Origin of the sequence: Halomonas sp. McD50-4 (assembly GCF_022348135.1) — a bacterium.
GTDB classification, from domain to species: Bacteria; Pseudomonadota; Gammaproteobacteria; order Pseudomonadales; family Halomonadaceae; genus Vreelandella; species Vreelandella piezotolerans.
In genome coordinates this window covers 41267-58038 of record NZ_JAKRFG010000004.1, presented here as the reverse complement: position 1 = coordinate 58038, position 16772 = coordinate 41267, and the positions used below count along the sequence as shown (strand labels likewise).

At 59.6% G+C, this 16772-nt stretch carries 18 protein-coding genes; 6 read left to right on the top strand and 12 right to left on the bottom strand.

The features are described from left to right. The first annotated feature begins 1 nt into the window (after position 1). The 4 genes from dut to slmA all read left to right on the top strand — a co-directional run bounded on the left by dut (position 2) and on the right by slmA (position 3521). Positions 2 to 463 carry a dUTP diphosphatase gene (dut, locus tag MHM85_RS06285; protein ID WP_139528299.1) on the top strand — a complete coding sequence of 154 codons (462 nt, stop codon included), beginning with the start codon at positions 2 to 4 and terminating at the stop codon, positions 461 to 463. Positions 464 to 505: 42 nt separating this feature from the next. After that, positions 506 to 1894: a phosphomannomutase/phosphoglucomutase gene (locus MHM85_RS06280; protein WP_219862675.1), complete on the top strand. Its 1389-nt coding sequence runs from the start codon at positions 506 to 508 to the stop codon at positions 1892 to 1894. 97 nt (positions 1895 to 1991) lie between these two features. Further along, positions 1992 to 2891 carry an acetylglutamate kinase gene (gene argB, locus MHM85_RS06275; RefSeq protein ID WP_054644931.1) on the top strand — a complete coding sequence of 300 codons (900 nt, stop codon included), beginning with the start codon at positions 1992 to 1994 and terminating at the stop codon, positions 2889 to 2891. Positions 2892 to 2912: 21 nt separating this feature from the next. Next, positions 2913 to 3521 carry a nucleoid occlusion factor SlmA gene (gene slmA / locus MHM85_RS06270; RefSeq protein ID WP_219862673.1) on the top strand — a complete coding sequence of 203 codons (609 nt, stop codon included), beginning with the start codon at positions 2913 to 2915 and terminating at the stop codon, positions 3519 to 3521. 93 nt (positions 3522 to 3614) lie between these two features. On the opposite strand, the gene rpoH is transcribed toward slmA, so the two are convergent. From rpoH to ftsY, 4 genes are all read right to left on the bottom strand, one after another. Continuing rightward, entirely contained in the window at positions 3615 to 4484 is an 870-nt protein-coding gene (gene rpoH, locus MHM85_RS06265; protein WP_139528295.1) for an RNA polymerase sigma factor RpoH, read from the bottom strand. Between the two features lie 242 nt (positions 4485 to 4726). Continuing rightward, positions 4727 to 5773: a permease-like cell division protein FtsX gene (gene ftsX / locus MHM85_RS06260; RefSeq protein WP_153843436.1), complete on the bottom strand. Its 1047-nt coding sequence runs from the start codon at positions 5771 to 5773 to the stop codon at positions 4727 to 4729. Further along, a complete protein-coding gene (ftsE, locus tag MHM85_RS06255) occupies positions 5770 to 6438 on the bottom strand; it encodes a cell division ATP-binding protein FtsE (protein ID WP_139528293.1) in 669 nt (222 codons plus the stop codon). The genes ftsX and ftsE overlap by 4 nt, the downstream gene beginning before the upstream one ends. Then, positions 6435 to 7835: a signal recognition particle-docking protein FtsY gene (gene ftsY, locus MHM85_RS06250; protein ID WP_239285344.1), complete on the bottom strand. Its 1401-nt coding sequence runs from the start codon at positions 7833 to 7835 to the stop codon at positions 6435 to 6437. Before ftsY ends, ftsE begins: the two co-directional genes overlap by 4 nt. 89 nt (positions 7836 to 7924) lie before the next feature. Between ftsY and rsmD the strand changes: the two genes are divergently transcribed. Together rsmD and zapB are read left to right on the top strand one after the other, a co-directional pair. After that, a complete protein-coding gene (gene rsmD, locus MHM85_RS06245; protein WP_219862669.1) occupies positions 7925 to 8545 on the top strand; it encodes a 16S rRNA (guanine(966)-N(2))-methyltransferase RsmD in 621 nt (206 codons plus the stop codon). A 115-nt stretch (positions 8546 to 8660) separates the two neighbouring features. Next, on the top strand, positions 8661 to 8855 hold the full coding sequence (gene zapB, locus MHM85_RS06240) for a cell division protein ZapB (protein WP_139528290.1): 195 nt from the start codon (positions 8661 to 8663) through the stop codon (positions 8853 to 8855). Here zapB and rimI read toward each other — a convergent pair. The 8 genes from rimI to MHM85_RS06200 form a co-directional block, all read right to left on the bottom strand. Continuing rightward, positions 8852 to 9298 carry a ribosomal protein S18-alanine N-acetyltransferase gene (gene rimI / locus MHM85_RS06235; protein ID WP_239285346.1) on the bottom strand — a complete coding sequence of 149 codons (447 nt, stop codon included), beginning with the start codon at positions 9296 to 9298 and terminating at the stop codon, positions 8852 to 8854. The two genes, zapB and rimI, sit on opposite strands and share 4 nt — an antisense overlap. Beyond that, a complete protein-coding gene (locus MHM85_RS06230) occupies positions 9295 to 10101 on the bottom strand; it encodes a hypothetical protein (RefSeq protein WP_219862665.1) in 807 nt (268 codons plus the stop codon). Before MHM85_RS06230 ends, rimI begins: the two co-directional genes overlap by 4 nt. Next, positions 10098 to 10406: a BolA/IbaG family iron-sulfur metabolism protein gene (locus MHM85_RS06225; RefSeq protein WP_219862663.1), complete on the bottom strand. Its 309-nt coding sequence runs from the start codon at positions 10404 to 10406 to the stop codon at positions 10098 to 10100. Before MHM85_RS06225 ends, MHM85_RS06230 begins: the two co-directional genes overlap by 4 nt. A 40-nt stretch (positions 10407 to 10446) precedes the next feature. Then, positions 10447 to 11850: an MFS transporter gene (locus MHM85_RS06220; RefSeq protein ID WP_219862661.1), complete on the bottom strand. Its 1404-nt coding sequence runs from the start codon at positions 11848 to 11850 to the stop codon at positions 10447 to 10449. 89 nt (positions 11851 to 11939) lie between these two features. Then, positions 11940 to 12326, bottom strand: a complete 387-nt coding sequence (locus tag MHM85_RS06215) for a hypothetical protein (protein ID WP_137093711.1) — start codon at positions 12324 to 12326, stop codon at positions 11940 to 11942. An 89-nt stretch (positions 12327 to 12415) separates the two neighbouring features. Further along, entirely contained in the window at positions 12416 to 13927 is a 1512-nt protein-coding gene (lysS, locus tag MHM85_RS06210; RefSeq protein WP_139528285.1) for a lysine--tRNA ligase, read from the bottom strand. A 34-nt stretch (positions 13928 to 13961) separates the two neighbouring features. Next, positions 13962 to 15060 (bottom strand): peptide chain release factor 2 gene (gene prfB, locus MHM85_RS06205; RefSeq protein WP_139528284.1). Its coding sequence is split into 2 segments (ribosomal slippage): positions 13962 to 14984 and positions 14986 to 15060, totalling 1098 coding nucleotides; the frame shifts between segments, so codons are not numbered across the junction. Between the two features lie 272 nt (positions 15061 to 15332). After that, complete coding sequence (locus MHM85_RS06200; RefSeq protein ID WP_219862659.1) at positions 15333 to 16679, bottom strand: TonB-dependent receptor; 1347 nt, start codon at positions 16677 to 16679, stop codon at positions 15333 to 15335. Positions 16680 to 16772: the final 93 nt, after the last annotated feature.

Genomic DNA, 16772 nt, shown 5'->3' with positions numbered 1-16772 from the left:
CATGAGCAGTTCCCGCCCTCGCCTGCAGTGCAACGTCCTGGACGAGCGCCTCCACGACTATCTCCCCACCTATGCCACGACAGGCTCTGCGGGCATGGACTTGCGGGCGTTGCTGGATGAGCCGTTGACGCTCGCCCCCGGCGAGTGCCAGCTCGTGCGAACCGGGCTTGCCATCTATATTGAAGACTCGGGCTTAGCGGGCATGATTTTGCCACGCTCGGGCCTGGGCCATAAACACGGCATCGTACTGGGCAACCTGGTGGGTTTGATCGACTCCGACTATCAGGGAGAGCTGATGATCTCGGTTTGGAACCGAGGCCAACACAGCTTCACCGTGACGCCGTTCGAGCGGCTGGCCCAGTACGTCTTGGTGCCCGTGGTGCAGGCCGACCTCGACATCGTCGAGCGCTTCAACGACTCCTCCCGCGGCGGCGGCGGTTTCGGCAGCACCGGTCGCCAATAGCTCGCCTTACGACGCCCCCTTTTGCCTTTTCAAGGATCGATGATGACCGTACCCGCTTCGATATTTCGCGCCTATGACATTCGCGGCGTCGTCGATGACACGCTCGACGATGCCACCACCGAGCTGATTGGCCGCGCCGTCGGCTCCGAAGCGGCCGCTCGCGGCGAACACACGGTGATTGTGGCGCGGGACGGCCGCACGTCTGGGCCACGCCTGCAGGCGGCGCTCATTCGCGGCCTGCAGGCCGCGGGAAGAGACGTGATCGATATCGGCATGGTGCCCACGCCGGTTCTTTATTTTGCCACTCACACGCTGGCAGAGAGCTGCTCGGGTGTGATGCTCACCGGTAGCCATAACCCGCCGGACTACAATGGCTTCAAGATCGTCCTGGCGGGCGACACCTTATCGGGCGACGCAATTACTGCGCTCTTTGAGCGCATTCAAGCAGGTCACTTCACCCAAGGCGACGGTCGCGTGCGCCACCACGATCTGCGCGCCACCTATCTGGAACGCATCTTGAGTGATGTGAAGGTAACGTGCCCGCTTAGCGCCGTGGTGGATTGCGGCAACGGGGTGGCTGGCGAGCTAGGCCCGCAGTTGCTCGAGCGATTGGGAGTAACAACCACGCCGCTCTATGCCGAGATCGATGGGCGCTTTCCTAATCATCACCCCGACCCCGGCAAGCCTGAAAACCTCCAAGACCTGATTCACCACGTTCAACACAGCGGAGCCGACATCGGCCTGGCCTTCGACGGCGACGGTGACCGCCTGGGCGTCGTGACGCCTCGTGGACGCATGATTTACCCCGACCACCTGATGATGCACTTTGCCACCGATATGCTGTCGCGCAACCCTGGCGCCAAGGTGGTCTTCGATATCAAGTGCACCGGCAACTTGGCCAGGGTGGTTAGCGAGGCTGGGGGTGAACCCGAGATGTGGCGCACCGGGCACTCGCTCATCAAAGCGCGTATGAAAGAGACGGGGGCACTGCTCGGCGGTGAGATGAGTGGCCACCTTTTTTTCAAAGAGCGCTGGTACGGTTTTGACGACGGTCTCTACTCAGCCGCCCGGCTGCTGGAGATTCTTGCCCAATTCCCAGGGGATGCGGATACCTTCTTCGATCAATTTCCTCAGGATGTGAGCACGCCCGAAATCAACATCAGCGTGGCCGATGACAAAAAATTTACCATTATCGAGACGCTTGCCAGAGAGGGCGACTTCGGCGAAGGTATCAAAACCACGCTGGATGGCATTCGCGTCGATTACCCCGACGGCTGGGGTTTATGCCGCGCCTCGAACACGACGCCCGCCCTGGTGCTGCGTTTCGAGGGAAAGGATAGCGCTGCACTTGCTCGCATCCGTGGGCGTTTTGCCGAAGCGCTCCACGGCATCGCACCGACACTGACCATACCGGCCACCACAACGACATGATCGCGCCTTTAGAACGCGCGACGTGTTAAACACGCTGTGATTGCCAGCCGCGCACAGCCATGCAACAGACATTAAAAAAGAGCCAAGGGACATCGTCATGAGTTCAGCTAGTCGCGACCCTCAGGTCGTCGTGGAGGTGCTGTCAGAAGCGCTTCCCTACATTCAGCAATTCTCCGGCAAAACCGTCGTCGTCAAATACGGTGGCAACGCCATGACCGAAGATACGCTGATCGACTCATTTGCTCGTAACATCGTGCTGATGAAGGAGGTCGGCATCAACCCCGTGGTGGTGCACGGCGGTGGGCCGCAAATTGGCAGTCTGCTGGAGAAGCTCAATATCGAATCCCGCTTCGTCAACGGCATGCGGGTCACCGACTCGCAGACCATGGACGTGGTCGAGATGGTGCTGGGCGGCTTGGTCAACAAGAGCATCGTCAACCTGATCAATCAAAGCGGCGGCAAAGCGATTGGCCTGACGGGGAAAGATGGTGCCCAAATTCGCGCCCGCCAGCTCAAAGTAGAGCATCAAAGTCCGGAAATGACCGCGCCGGAGATCATCGACATTGGCCACGTGGGCGAGGTGGAGTCGATCTCTACCGATCTCATCGAGATGTTGGCCGCGCGTGATTTCATACCGGTCATCGCACCTATCGGGGTAGATGACAAAGGCAACAGCTACAACATCAACGCCGATTTGGTAGCAGGCAAGCTAGCCGAAGCGCTGAACGCCGAAAAACTCATGCTGCTAACCAACGTGGCGGGTTTGATGAATAGCGAAGGTAAGGTATTGACCGGACTCACGACCGTTCAGGTAGACGGCTTGATTGCCGACGGCACCATCTACGGCGGGATGCTCCCCAAGATCCGCTGTGCACTGGACGCGGTGAAAGGTGGTGTCAACAGCGCCCACATCATCGATGGTCGCGTGCCCCATGCCGTACTGCTGGAAATCTTTACCAACGCCGGGGTAGGCACCCTGATCACTGACGCAGGCTAATCGCGACGGAGGGCACGAGTCATGAGTGACGATAGCAAACCTCGCCGCCGCGAGCAGATACTGCAGGCGCTGGCCATCATGTTGGAAGAAGATAGCGGTAAACGCATCACCACGGCCGCCCTGGCACGGCAAGTGGGCGTTTCCGAGGCAGCGCTGTATCGCCATTTTCCCAGCAAGGCGCGCATGTTCGAAGGCTTGATCGACTTCATCGAAGAGAGCATTTTCGCCAGGATCACCCGCATTCTCGACGATATTCCTGATGCCACGACCCGCTGCGGAACAATTCTCTCGCTCTTGCTCGGGTTTGCCGAGAAGAACCCTGGGCTTGCCAGGGTACTGGGCGGCGATGTTCTCACTGGAGAGACCGCTCGGCTGCGCCAGCGGGTACACCAGCTCTTCGAGCGCTTGGAAATGCAGCTCAAGCAGGTGCTCCGTGAGGCCGAGCTGCGTGAAGGGCGGCGCACCAGCATCACCGCCTCGGCAGCGGCCAACCTGCTCATCGCCCAGGCCGAAGGGCGTATTTCGCAATACGTCCGCAGCGACTTCAAGCGGCTGCCTACCGAGTATTGGGAGGATCAGTGGACGCTACTCTCGGGCCAGCTATTTAGAAACGCTTCCCAACCCGCATAATGAGGCGCGTGCTCTCAGCACATGCACAAAGCAAATGAAAACGCCCCGCCGTAACGATACCGGCGGGGCGTTTTCCTGCGTGAGGCGTGAGTGTTACGCAGCGATGGCCGCGTCGCCCATTTTCTGACGTAGCTTCTTCATGGCGTTCTTTTCGAGCTGGCGAATGCGCTCAGCGCTAACGCCGTACACATCGGCCAAATCGTGCAACGTGGCTTTGTCATCGGTGAGCCAGCGGCGCTGCAAAATGTCCCGCGAGCGCTCGTCCAACGCTTTGAGTGCCAGTTGAAGACGGCGCGTGGCGTCTTCCTCGAAGTCGCTGTCTTCGAGCTGTGTCGCCGGGTCAGCGGAAGCGTCATCGAGGAAGTACGCTGGCGCTTGATACGTACTCTCTTCGTCGTCACTGGGCGATGCGTCGTACCCTGCGTCGAATGCCGAGAGGCGCCCTTCCATATCGCGCACGACTTCCGGTTTCACGTCGAGATCTTTGGCAATTGCGTCGACCTCGTCGTTGTTCAGCCATGCCAAACGCTTTTTCGCGCTACGCAGATTGAAAAACAGCTTACGCTGCGCCTTGGTGGTGGCGATTTTGACGATACGCCAGTTACGTAGCACGAACTCATGAATTTCGGCTTTGATCCAGTGCACGGCAAACGACACCAAGCGTACCCCTTGATTGGGATCGAAGCGCTTGACGGCTTTCATCAAACCGACGTTGCCTTCCTGAATCAAGTCCGCTTGCGGCAGACCGTAACCGGAGTAGCTGCGAGCAATGTGCACCACGAAACGAAGGTGCGATAGCACCAATCGACGTGCTGCCTCTAGATCGCCCTCATCGTAAAGACGGAACGCCAGCTCGCGCTCCTCTTCGACGCTCAGCACCGCGATGCCATTCACCGCTTGAATGTAGCCACCCAGGTCATTGCCTGGTGAAAGCTGTCCCACCGGTAGAAGACTAGTGCTCATGTGCAGATGGTCTCCCTTAAAACCTATCGTGGTTGACGTGCTGGCGTCGCGTGAATGTGCGCAGCCAAACGTCTTGCGTTAACCTTAAGACCTTAGTCGAACCCAGAGGTTCAAACGATCGACGCACAGTTGGCATCGATCACGCCACGGGGGTAGAAATTCCCGTGACTGCCCGCATGGACAATATCGCGGAGTCTATGTACTGCCTATAACGTGAAGATGACAACGCGACAGACGCATGCTCAGCGCGGGCGTATGCTGGAAAGATGGCGCGTGACGGCAAGCCAAGCTCCCAGCCAGCCAAGTAGTGTACTGCAAGATAGCAGAATTGTAGAGCCTGTCACGTCCAACTGCGGCAAGGTGAAGCTAGCGCCATAGCTTGCCGCGAGCGCCGCCACCGGCAGCGATAGCCAGTGATTGCCCAAGGCCAACAGACCCAGCGCCAAGAGCCCGCCTCCAGCGCCATACCAGGCTCCACTGTACAAGAACGGGCGACGCACGAAGGCGTGCGTTGCGCCGATCAGCATGACCACTTCGATTTCACGGCGTCGGCTCTCCACCGACAAGCGAATGGTATTACCGACGACCAGCAGTACACCGAAACCAAACAGCACCCCCAGCGCCAGCGCCACGCGGCGTCCCAACGCCGCCAGATGGCGCAGCCGCTCGACCCATGCCAAATCGACGCGTACTTCATCGATGCCAGTTACCCCCTCGAGCCGCTCGGCCAGTTCAGCCATCGCAGCGGGCTCTACATCTTGAGGGGAAATGACGATACTCGCGGGGAGCGGATTATCGTCAAGCCCTGCCAGGGTATCGTCGATGCCCAACGACTGCTGGAAATCCGCCATGCCCTGCTCTGGGCTGATCATGCGCGTCTGCGCCACGCCGCCGTCAGCGCTCACCGCCTCTTCGATCCGAGCCGCCTGCGCTGCATCAATCCCCATATCGAGATAAACGGTGAGCGACGCGCTTTCATCCAGCTCGGCATCCAGCAGCTTGGCGCTGTCCAACGTCAGCCATAGAGCGGCGGGAAGCACCAAGGCAATGGCAATGGCCAGCATGGTCAGCAGGTTGCCCAACGGGTAGCGCACCAGTCGAAAAAGGCTATCCAGCGCCATGGCCCGGTGGTGACGCCCCCATGCCCGCAGACGGCTGCCCATACGTGTTTGCTGCGAGCGAGCCCCACCGCGGGGCGTTTTTTCCGTTACAGGGGCATGGGGCTTTGCGGGCGCGCGGGCAGCACGGGGGGCGGCGCCGCTTTGGCGAGGAGTGGCCGAGCGCTTCATACGGCCCCCTCATCGGCTACTAGACGGCCATCCCGCAGACGCAGAATCCGATGACGCAAGCGCGCAATCAGGGCCAAGTCGTGGCTCGCGATCATCACGGTGGTGCCGATACGATTGAAGTCTTCGAATAGCGCCATGATATCGGCTGAGAGCTGGGGGTCCAGATTCCCGGTGGGTTCATCGGCCAGCAGCAGCGCGGGTTTGTTGACCACAGCACGGGCGATGCCCACACGCTGCTGCTCACCACCCGATAGCTCGATAGGAAGGGCTTTTTCACGGTGCAACAGGCCAACTTTGTCCAGCGCAGCGCGCACGCGCCGGGCTGCCTCACGGGGCTCTACACCTTGAATGTCCAGCGGCAGCGACACGTTGTGGAACACGCTACGATCGAACAGCAGCTGATGGTCTTGAAAGACCACACCTATCTGACGTCGATAGAACGGCACTTGACTGACGTGGAGCTGGGCAATGTCGTGCCCAGCCACCACCACCCGGCCACGGCTGGGTTTTTCCAACCGCATGATCAAGCGCAGCAGCGAACTTTTTCCCGCCCCCGAGTGGCCGGTGAGAAAGACCATTTCGCCTCGTGCGACGCGAAAGTTCAAGTGTGCCAACGCCTCGAAGCGCCCTCCATAGCGCTTCCCCACGTGCTCAAAGGCTATCATGCGTGGCCATCGTCTCCTTGGCGGTCGAAGAGCGCGTTGACGAAGTCATCGGCGTTGAAGGGGCGCAGATCATCCAGGCCTTCGCCCACCCCAATAAAGCGGATCGGCGTTTCGAGCTGCTTGGCCAACGCAAAGATGATGCCGCCTTTGGCGGTGCCATCCAGCTTGGTCAGGGTAATCCCACTAATCGGCACCGCTTCGTTGAAGGTCGACGCTTGGGAAATGGCGTTCTGCCCCGTGCCCGCATCCAATACGAGCATGACCTCGTGGGGCGCCGTGTCATCGAGCTTCTGCATCACTCGATGCACTTTTTTCAGCTCTTCCATTAGATGACTCTTGTTGTGCAGTCGTCCAGCGGTATCGGCAATCAACACGTCTACACCGCGGGATTTGGCGGCCGCCACCGCATCGTAAATCACCGAGGCGCTATCGGCACCGGTATGCTGGGCAATGACCGGCACATGGTTACGCTCGCCCCATACCTTCAACTGCTCGACCGCGGCCGCACGGAAAGTATCCCCAGCGGCCAGCATGACGCTCTTACCCTCGCGCTGAAAGCGCTGGGTGAGCTTGCCGATGGTGGTGGTTTTGCCGACACCATTGACCCCGACCACCAAAATCACGAAGGGGCCGTCGCGCTCTTTCTCGAAGCTGAGTGGCGTCGACACGGGGGCCAGCAGTGCGGCCAGCTCTTCTTGCAAGCCACGGTAGAGCGCCTCGGGGTTGTTGAGCTCTTTACGGGAGACGCGCGCTTCCAAGCGTTCGATGATCTCGCTCGTCGCGTCGATGCCCACATCGGCCATGAGCAGCTGGGTTTCCAAGTCCTCCAGCAGCTCGTCATCGATCTGCTTTTTGCCGAGGAAAAGATCGGCCAGGCCGTCGGTCAGGTTGGCGCGAGTTTTCCCTAGACCAGACTTGATGCGCGCAAACCAGCCTCTCTTTTCGCCTTTTTCTGCCACCGGCTTTTCCTGAAGGGCTGCCTTCGCGGCGGGCTCTGGCTCTGGCTCTGGCTCTGGCTCTGGCTCTGGCTCTGGCTCTGGCTCTGGCTCTGGCACAGTATCCATGAGCGACGCAGGCGTCACCTCTTCATCGACGCCGGTGGGCTGAACGTCTTCTTTATCGACCGGTTCGGGCGACTGCTCCTGGGCGAGCACCTCGGCAGCGTCACCTATGGATGCCGGTGCATGTGAGGGCGATTCGTCTGCCAGCGACTCAGAGGGCGCAGGGGGTTCCGCAGGGGGTTCCGCAGGCGCTTTGGCAGGTGCCGATCTCTCCTCCGCAGCAATCTCTTGCTCAGTCGAGCCCTCGGGCTCCTCCGACAGCGCAGGCTGCTCCTGGGCATCCTGAGGCTCCTGCTGGGAGTCGTCCTTTTTCTTACGTTTGAAAAAACCGAACATAGGGGTCATCCGACGAAATAGGTGAACATTGCGATTATCCTACCACCGCAGACCAAGACTTTGGATAAGTAGCCCGCTACAATCGCGTCATGAAACGACAACGCTCTTCGCGCGCCTCCTCGCGCCCATCGACATCTTCTCGCGGCCAAGCCAAACCGCCGGGAAAACTGCGCATCATCGGCGGTGATTTCCGGCGCCGCCAACTGCCGGTGCTCGACCATCCTGGCCTGCGCCCAACCCCAGATCGCGTACGTGAAACGCTGTTCAATTGGCTCGGCCAAGCGCTTTACGGCAAGCAGGTGCTGGATCTATTCGCGGGCACCGGTGCACTAGGCATCGAGTCGCTCTCGCGGGGGGCCGCCGAAGTCACCTTCGTCGAGCGTGACGCCCAGGTGGCGTCGCATATTCGCGAGAACCTCACCATCTTGAAAACCGCGCAGGGCAAGGTCATCACCGCCGATGCCCTATCGTTTGTCGCGTCGCCAGGACAGCCGATGGACGTGGTATTTCTCGACCCGCCCTTTCATCAAGATTTGGCCGCGGATTGCTGCAGCGCGTTAGAGGCGAACGGTTGGCTCGCTAACGAGGCGATGATCTACCTGGAGACCGAGTACGGCCTGACGCCCAAAGTACCCACCCATTGGCAGCTTCACCGAGAAACCCGGGCAGGTGAAAGCATGGCTAGGCTCTATCGACGCTTGCTCACCTAAAGCGCTTGCCGACAAGTAACAGCGGCGTTACGCTCGCCCCATCGAGTGACGCACCACGCCCGATTTTATGACATAACGACAGGCAGCCGCCTGTCGTTCGTTACTGGAGGTAGGCATGAGCCTTGAGCTGTTCAATCAGTTGGAACAAAAAGTCACCGACACCGTCGAGGCGTTGGAGATGATGAAGCTAGAAAACGAAGAGCTACGCAACGAAAATGCGCAGCTAAAGCAAGAGCGTGAAGAGTGGGAGCGCCGCTTGCAGAGTGTTCTCAGCAAGTTCGATGGCATGGACGACAGCAGCGCCTCCTAAGCCAGCGTTCGCGACATCAGCAGCGCGTCTTCCCGCCCGGTCGCGCCGTTGGCGGCCGGGTAGTAGTTCTTCCGACGGCCATCCTCCTGAAACCCTGCCTGCCGATAGAGCGCAATGGCTCGCTGGTTGCCGACGCGCACTTCCAGCAGTAATCGTTCTGCTTGCCAGCGCGTGGCTATGGTAATGGCCTCACCCAACAAGCGTCGTGCCCTGCCTTGCCCCTGACACTCAGGCCGCACGCCAATGGCCTGGAGCTCGGCATCGAACGGGAGTTGCGCGACCAGGGCGTAGCCTGCGAGCACGTCGCCCTGCCAATCGCCCAAGACCCACGTTTGGTCATCGGCTAACGCCTCCGCCAACTGCTGGCCACTGGCGCCGCTTTGGGCGAGGGCTTCCAGTTTCAGAAGCGGAGCTCGATGGTCCGGACGCAAACGCTCGATCACGCATCGCCCCACTGCTTGCCTAAAGCCACCAAACGCGGCCATAGCGCACGTTTGGCATTCGCGTCTTGGGTCAGCGCAGCCAGCGAGGGCCCTTGCCAAACCGGTAGCGCGAGCGTTTCGCTATGTCCACCATCGAGCGCGATGACGCGCTCCAAATCGGCCGTTGCGCTCTCAGCGCCCCACCAAAGCACCTGCTCTAATTGCCAACCTTGCCGACTTACCGCACCGGCAATAAACGCTGCCACGCCCTCTTGCGCTTCTTCAAGGGGCTCTTCAGGCTCGAAGGCAGTGGCCATGGGCGGCCAGGTGAAGTGAGTCACCGTGGGCAGCTCGCCATGTCCGATGCCCGCAGCACGCAGCATGTTGGCCAGCAGCTGCTGCTCGACCGCCGAGATCTCGCCTTCACAGAGACTGAGCCAGCGCCCGTCGATGCAAGCGCAGGAGAGGCTGAACGTCAGTGGCTCGGCGCGTTCGACTTGTGTTGTCGGTTCAAGCTCTGTGCTCGCCTCTGGCTGAGATACCTGCTCTGCGGGCGTTGGCTGTCCCAGCAGCGCTTTGACGGCCGAGGGTGACGCAGCGACTTTGGGGGCAAGATCGGATTCACGACCGGGCTGGCGAGAGGTCTGGTGCGCGGGGGCGTCGTCTAGCAGCGCCTGCAAGCGCTCGCGCGGCGCCGCTTTGGCCGGTGCGTCTTGCCACTCACAGACGTCAGTGGGCAGGGCGTTGGGTAACTGATAGCGGGACGCCCAGGACGTAATGCCCATGGCATCCAGATAGTGCCGACGAGTGACTTCTTGGGTCACTGGCCGCCGCCACGACAGTTGGGAGAGTTGGGACGCTCGCTGCCGCGCGCCTGCCACTCGCGGGGCGTATAAAGGTGTAGCGCCAGCGCGTGGACCGGGCCCGAGAGTTCGTCAGCCAACAGGGCATATATTTGCTGATGACGCTTCACCGGCATCATACCGTCGAAGCTGTCGCTTACCAGGGTCACTTTGAAGTGCGTTTCCGAGTTGGCCGGCACGTTGTGCATGTGGCTCTCGTTCTCGACTCGGAGCACGTCTGGGGTTAGCGCCGCCAACTTTTGCTCGATTTTTGTCTGTATCGCCATGGGACTCTCCTTCCGTCAGCAACGGCCCTATTGTACGCCGTTACTCGCCAACAGACGATGCCCTCCGCTCGACGAGCGCCCGCTGGGCCAACGACACACGGGAAAGACTTGCCAGCAATGCCAACAGCGTCGTCCCTGCCCCCAACCAGAGGGTTAACTGAACGGGCGATCCAAGCGCCAGCGCCGCGCCGACCAGCGCAACCCCGAGTGACTGCCCCACCGTGCGCGTGGTGCTCATCACGCCGGACACGTTGGCGCTACGCTCAGGCGGCAGGCTGCCCATCATTTCCCGGTTATTGGGCGGCTGAAAAAGCCCGAAGCCAATCCCGCAAAGGGCCGTTCGCCACAAGCTTCCCGCGACCCCCGTACTCTCGTCCACCAGCGCCAACGCCACCAACCCGACGATCAGCAGCAGCAGCCCCGTACTCGACAGCAGGCTGGGGTTGAAGCGATCTGCCAAACGCCCTGCGACCGGCCCCACCAGCATGATCGCCAGCGGCCAGGGCGTGAATAGCCACGCAGTCTCCAAGGGCGAAAATCCCATCTGCTCCTGATAAAAGAACGACAGCGCCACAAAGGTGAGTCCCTGGCCGATAAACGCTAGCCCCGACGCGGACACCGCCAGCGTGAAACGCTTTTCGGCAAACACGCTTAGCGGCAGTAACGGGTAAGGCGCCCGCCGCTGGCGACGCACAAATAGCGCGCAGCCCACTACCGCCAGCAGCCCCCATCCGCCGCTTTGCCACAACGGTGCGGCGTGGCCCACGGCATCCATGGCGATAAAAAAGCTCGCCAGCATCAGCATCGAGTAAAGCGCCCCCAGCGTATCGAAGCCACCTTGGCGCGGGGTCTCTCTCGGCAGCGCTCGGCGGGCCAGCCAGAGCGAGCAGAGCCCTAGCGGCACGTTGAGCGCGAACAGCCACGGCCAGTCCGCGAACGAGAGAATGACGCCACTGAGGGTAGGGCCTGCGGCATAACCGCCCGCCACGACCAGCGCACTGAGCCCCAGCGCGCTGCCGAGCAGACGGGACGGAAAAATGGCGCGGTAGAGCGACGGCCCAATGGAGAGCGTGGCCGCTGCGCCCAAGCCTTGCAGCGCACGAAACACGAGTAGCGTTTCGAGGTTACGCGACAGCGCGGCACCGAGTGCCGCCATTACGAAGGTGGCCAAACCCAACAGGTAGAGCCGTCGTCGGGTTATCAGCTCGCTGACACCGGCAAACACCAATAAAAAGGCCGCGCAAACGACCTGAAACAGGTTAGTGATCCACACCGCCCGGGATGCCGACACGCCTAAATCAGCGGCGATGGTGGGCAAGGCCAAATTGATCATGGTGGTATCGACCACCGCCATTAGCGTGCCGGTCACGAGCGCCAGCACGGCCAATAGGCGCTCGGGCCCAGGCAGGCCGTCGTCGCCGGGGCGAGTTTCAAACAGTCGCATGGTGATGAGTTCCTGAACAACACCCTCTGAAACGGCAAAACCGGCCGAAGCCGGTTTTACAGTGCGCTTAGCATAAGAATACTAGCACGCTAATCTTGCTCATGGTCGAGCAGCAGCGAGTCATCGACATCGGAGATTTCCAACGCCGTTTCGTCATCCAGGTCGATGGCGAGGTAGCTATGCTCCACGCGCAGGAAGTCCTGAAACAGCGACCAGTCGAGTTTTTCTGGCCACTGACGCTCATCCTCTTCCCAAGCACGCAGCTCGGTTTCTAGGATTTCTACGTGACGTTCACGAACGAATGTCTCCAACGCCTCTGGGGTATCCATCTCAGGGATCAGGTAGACCGTACTTTCACGTTCGACGTCGTCCAGGGTCAGGTCGTCGTCTCCCATGGTGGGTTCGAGCGCATTGATCCAGTCCACGAAGGTCTGGGTCGGCCTGACGCTCAGGGCAGAGCGATTAAGCAGTTTCATGGGATTCTCCTCGCCGTCGAAACGTTGACCATTATGGGCGCTAAATCGCGCCCTTACCAACTTTTCGTCCGCTAGCGCCACGTTTAACGTCAATCAACTTCGGGACGCATCGCCGGGAATAGCAGCACGTCACGAATGGAGGGGCTGTCGGTGAACAGCATCACCAACCGGTCGATACCGATCCCCTCGCCCGCTGTCGGCGGCATGCCGTACTCCAAGGCGCGCACGTAGTCAGCGTCGTAGTACATGGCTTCCAGGTCACCGGCGTCTTTTTCGGCCGCCTGCTCGCGGAAGCGCTCTGCTTGGTCTTCGGCGTCGTTCAGCTCCGAGAAACCGTTGGCGATCTCGCGGCCACCGACGAAGAACTCGAAGCGATCGGTGACGAAGGGGTCGGCATCGTTACGCCGCGCCAGCGGGCTGACCTCTGCCGGGTACTCGGTGATGAACGTCGGCTGATCGAGCTGGTGCTCGGCCACCTCTTCGAAAATCTCGGTTTGGACTTTACCCAGCCCCCAACTCTCTTTCACCTTGATGCCGAGCCTTTCCGCCGTTGCACGGGCGGCGTCCAGGGTATCCAGGTCGGCGTCGGTGATGCCGTCACCGTGATCCAGAATCGCCTGGCGCAGGGTGAGGCGCTTGAAGGGCTGGCCGAAATCGTAGCTGGCCCCTTGGTAGGTGATCGTAGTGGTGCCGAGCACCTCCTGCGCGGCGGTGCGCAGCATGGCTTCGGTCATGTCCAGCAGGTCGCGATAATCCGCGTAGGCCCAGTAGAACTCCACCATGGTGAACTCGGGGTTGTGGCGCGTGGACAAGCCCTCGTTACGGAAGTTGCGGTTGATCTCGAACACTCTCTCGAAACCACCCACCACCAGACGCTTCAGGTAGAGCTCTGGGGCAATACGCAGGTACATGTCGATGTCCAGCGCATTATGGTGGGTGATGAACGGGCGCGCCGCCGCGCCGCCGGGGATCGGCTGCAGCATCGGCGTTTCCACTTCCATGAAACCACGGGCTTCAAAGAAGCGGCGCATGGAGCTGATCACCGCCGCGCGGGTCTCGAACACCTTACGCGACTGCGGGTTCATGATCAGGTCCACGTAGCGCTGGCGATAGCGTGCTTCTTGGTCGGTCAGGCCGTGGAACTTGTCCGGTAGCGGACGTAGGCTCTTGGTCAGCAGCTGCGCCTCGACCATCATCACGTACAGGTCGCCCTTGCCGGATTTGTGCACCGGGCCGCGGGCGGCCACGATGTCGCCGATATCCCAGCCCTTGATGTCTTCCAGGACGTCTTCCGGCAGCCCCTTTTTATCCACGTAAAGCTGGATCTGGCCCGCCACATCCTGAATCACGATGAAAGGACCGCGTTTGCGCATCACGCGACCGGCCACCGACGCCTGATGATCCAGCGCTTCCAGCTCGGCTTTGTCTTTCTCACCCAGCAGGTTGTGCAGCTCGACGGTGAGGCTGTCGCGGCGGAAATCGTTCGGGAAAGCGCTCTTGCCCTGCTCGGCCGCTCGCTCACGGCGAGCCGCCAGCTTGGCACGGCGCTCGGCGATCAGGTGATTTTCGTTATCGAGAGAAGACGCGTCTTGGTTAGCCATCGGGCACCCTATTTCTGTTCAAACGCTAAAAAGATTACAAACCCTGCTTCAGGCTGGCGACGATGAACTGATCCAAGTCCCCGTCGAGCACCTTGTCACAGTTGCTGGACTGAACGCCGGTACGCAGATCTTTAATGCGCTGATCATCCAGTACGTAAGAGCGAATTTGGCTGCCCCAACCGATATCGGCTTTGGAGTCTTCCGCCTCCTGCTTGGCCGCATTGCGCTTTTGCATTTCGTGTTCCCACAGCTTCGCCTTCAACTGCTTCATGGCGAAATCGCGGTTGGCGTGCTGGCTACGCTGGCTCTGACACGCCACCACGATACCGGTCGGCTCGTGGGTAATCCGTACTGCCGAGTCGGTGGTATTGACGTGCTGACCACCGGCACCGCTGGAACGATAGGTATCGACACGCAGATCCGATGGATTGATCTCGACCTCGAAGCTGTCGTCGATTTCCGGCGACAGAAATACCGAGGCAAACGAGGTGTGACGGCGGCCGCCGGAGTCGAACGGACTCTTGCGCACCAAACGGTGAACGCCGGTTTCGGTACGCAGCCAGCCAAAGGCGTGGTCACCTTGAATATGCAGCGATGCCGATTTGATGCCAGCGACTTCGCCCGCCGAGATTTCGATGATCTCGGTTTTAAACCCGTGGCTCTCGGCCCAGCGCAAGTACATGCGCAGCAGAATGTTGGCCCAATCCTGGGCTTCGGTGCCCCCGGAGCCCGATTGAATATCCAGGTAGGCGTTGTTCTCGTCCATTTCTCCCGAGAACATGCGGCGAAACTCGAGCTTTTCCAGAGCGCCCTGTAAGCCGTCGAGCTCTTTGCGTACTTCCTCGACGGTGCCCTCGTCCTCTTCCATCTCGGCGAGCTCCAGCAGGTCGCGGCTATCCGCTAGCCCCTGGTCCAGCTCGTCGATAGTCGCCACGATGGCCTCGAGGGTGGCGCGCTCTTTACCCAATTTCTGGGCATAGTCGGGGTCGTTCCAGACGTTGGGATCTTCGAGTTCGCGGGAGACTTCCTCTAGCCGATCTTTACGCTCGGCATAGTCAAAGATACCCCCTAAGAACGTCTGTCCGCTCAGACAGGTCCTTGATCTGGTGATGAATCGGGTTGGTTTCCAACATGGATCGCTTTGGCCTTGGTCGGTGACTGGGTTTGTAAATGGACGACGTCTCCTGCACGCTGGATGGTAGCGTAAAAGAGACAGGCGCCGCTGTGGCAGCTCACGGTTAGGTGGTCGACACCTGCGCAAGCTACCCCAGCGGCGTTATTCTGGGACGTATTGTAACGAAACCCAGCGCTCACCGCACCCACCCAGCCCGTTGCGCATCACGTAAAAAACCCGGCCTAAGCCGGGTCAGTAGGTCGAAGATCGATCAGTAAGCGCGAGCGTCGATCAGAACCGATAGGTCAACTGGGCACCAATGCCGTGAGCTTGGTTTTTATAGTCGGCAGAGTAATTAGACGTGATTGGCGGCGTTTGCTGACCAGCCACTGTGAAGCTATCAGTTTTCGTCTGATCAACCTGAGTGCTGCGCTCTGTTAGGTAAGAGTAAGCAACATCAAGCGTTAAATCGGGCGTGGGGCTCCAGCCAGCGCCAATTGAAAAGATGCGGCGATCATCTGACGGAATACGTACGCTACGAGTTGCATCTTGGGTTGGCGTAAAATCTAGGGTTACGCCTGCACGAAGAGCCAGTGTTGGTGTTAGCTGGTACTCACCCCCAGTGGAGAATGCCCAGGCATTCGAGTAGTTCTGTTGCTCGTTGGTAATCTGCCCCCGCTCATCACCAGTAACCAATATCTGATCGAAACGGCTCCAACGTGCCCAAGAGGCACCAAACATGAGCTTCAGATTGTCGCTCATTTGCTGAGTCAAAGAGAAGTTGACGGTTTCCGGTGTCGTCAGATCAAGCGCAGCCGTGTCAGTAACGGTGCCAATGCCCAATTGATCCAATACAGGCGAGTTCGCAGTAAAGTTGCCTTCAAGATTGAAATCTACCTTTGAGCGGTAAGTTAGGCCCAAAGTAGTTTCTGGTACGGGCTGATAAATAATACCAAGGTTATAGCCCCAGGCCTCGTCATCACCTTCCACACGTGAATCTACCTCCGAAAGGCCTAAAGGAGTTGCCACAGGCACTTGACGACGCAACTCACCTTCAACTTGGTTATAGGTAATACCAGCACCTACTGACCACTGCTCATTAAATCGATAAGAAACTGTTGGCTGGGCCGTAACAACTCTTACTTCCGTATAATTACCCTGATTGCGCCCCTGGAAGCTGTCTTCATATTCAGTTTTAGAACCAAATGGTGCGTAGACACCGAATCCTAATGCTAACTGCTCATTCACCGGATGAGCGTAAAAGGCAAAGGGTATTAGCGTTCCTGGCACCATGTCTCCATCGTTAGTACCCGAGACGGGCAAAGTATCCGTTAATCCACCAGTAGCAGGCAGAAAAGCAGGACTGCTTTGTGATGCACTGACATTACTAATATCCGTATCGACGCTCAGAAAAGTACCGCCCGCCGTAATCTGCGCGCGGTCGAGAAACGACATACCTGCCGGGTTACCGTACACGATCGTGGCATCGTGAACGTTGGAGCTGCGTCCTGCATGGCCGTAACCCTGGCCGCTGACGCTCTGCTCGTTGATTTGATATCCGCCTGCGTTGGCTTGGCTAGCAAAAGCTACTGCTGCTACCGCGGCCACTAGGGTTAGTTTTTTGAAGTTATTATGCATTGTGGGCCTCTCTCCCGATGATCCGGCGGATTCTGCCATCCACCCGCGTTGTTCTTACACCTCAGTTTTCGCCCAATGTCGGGTTTGGTTCAA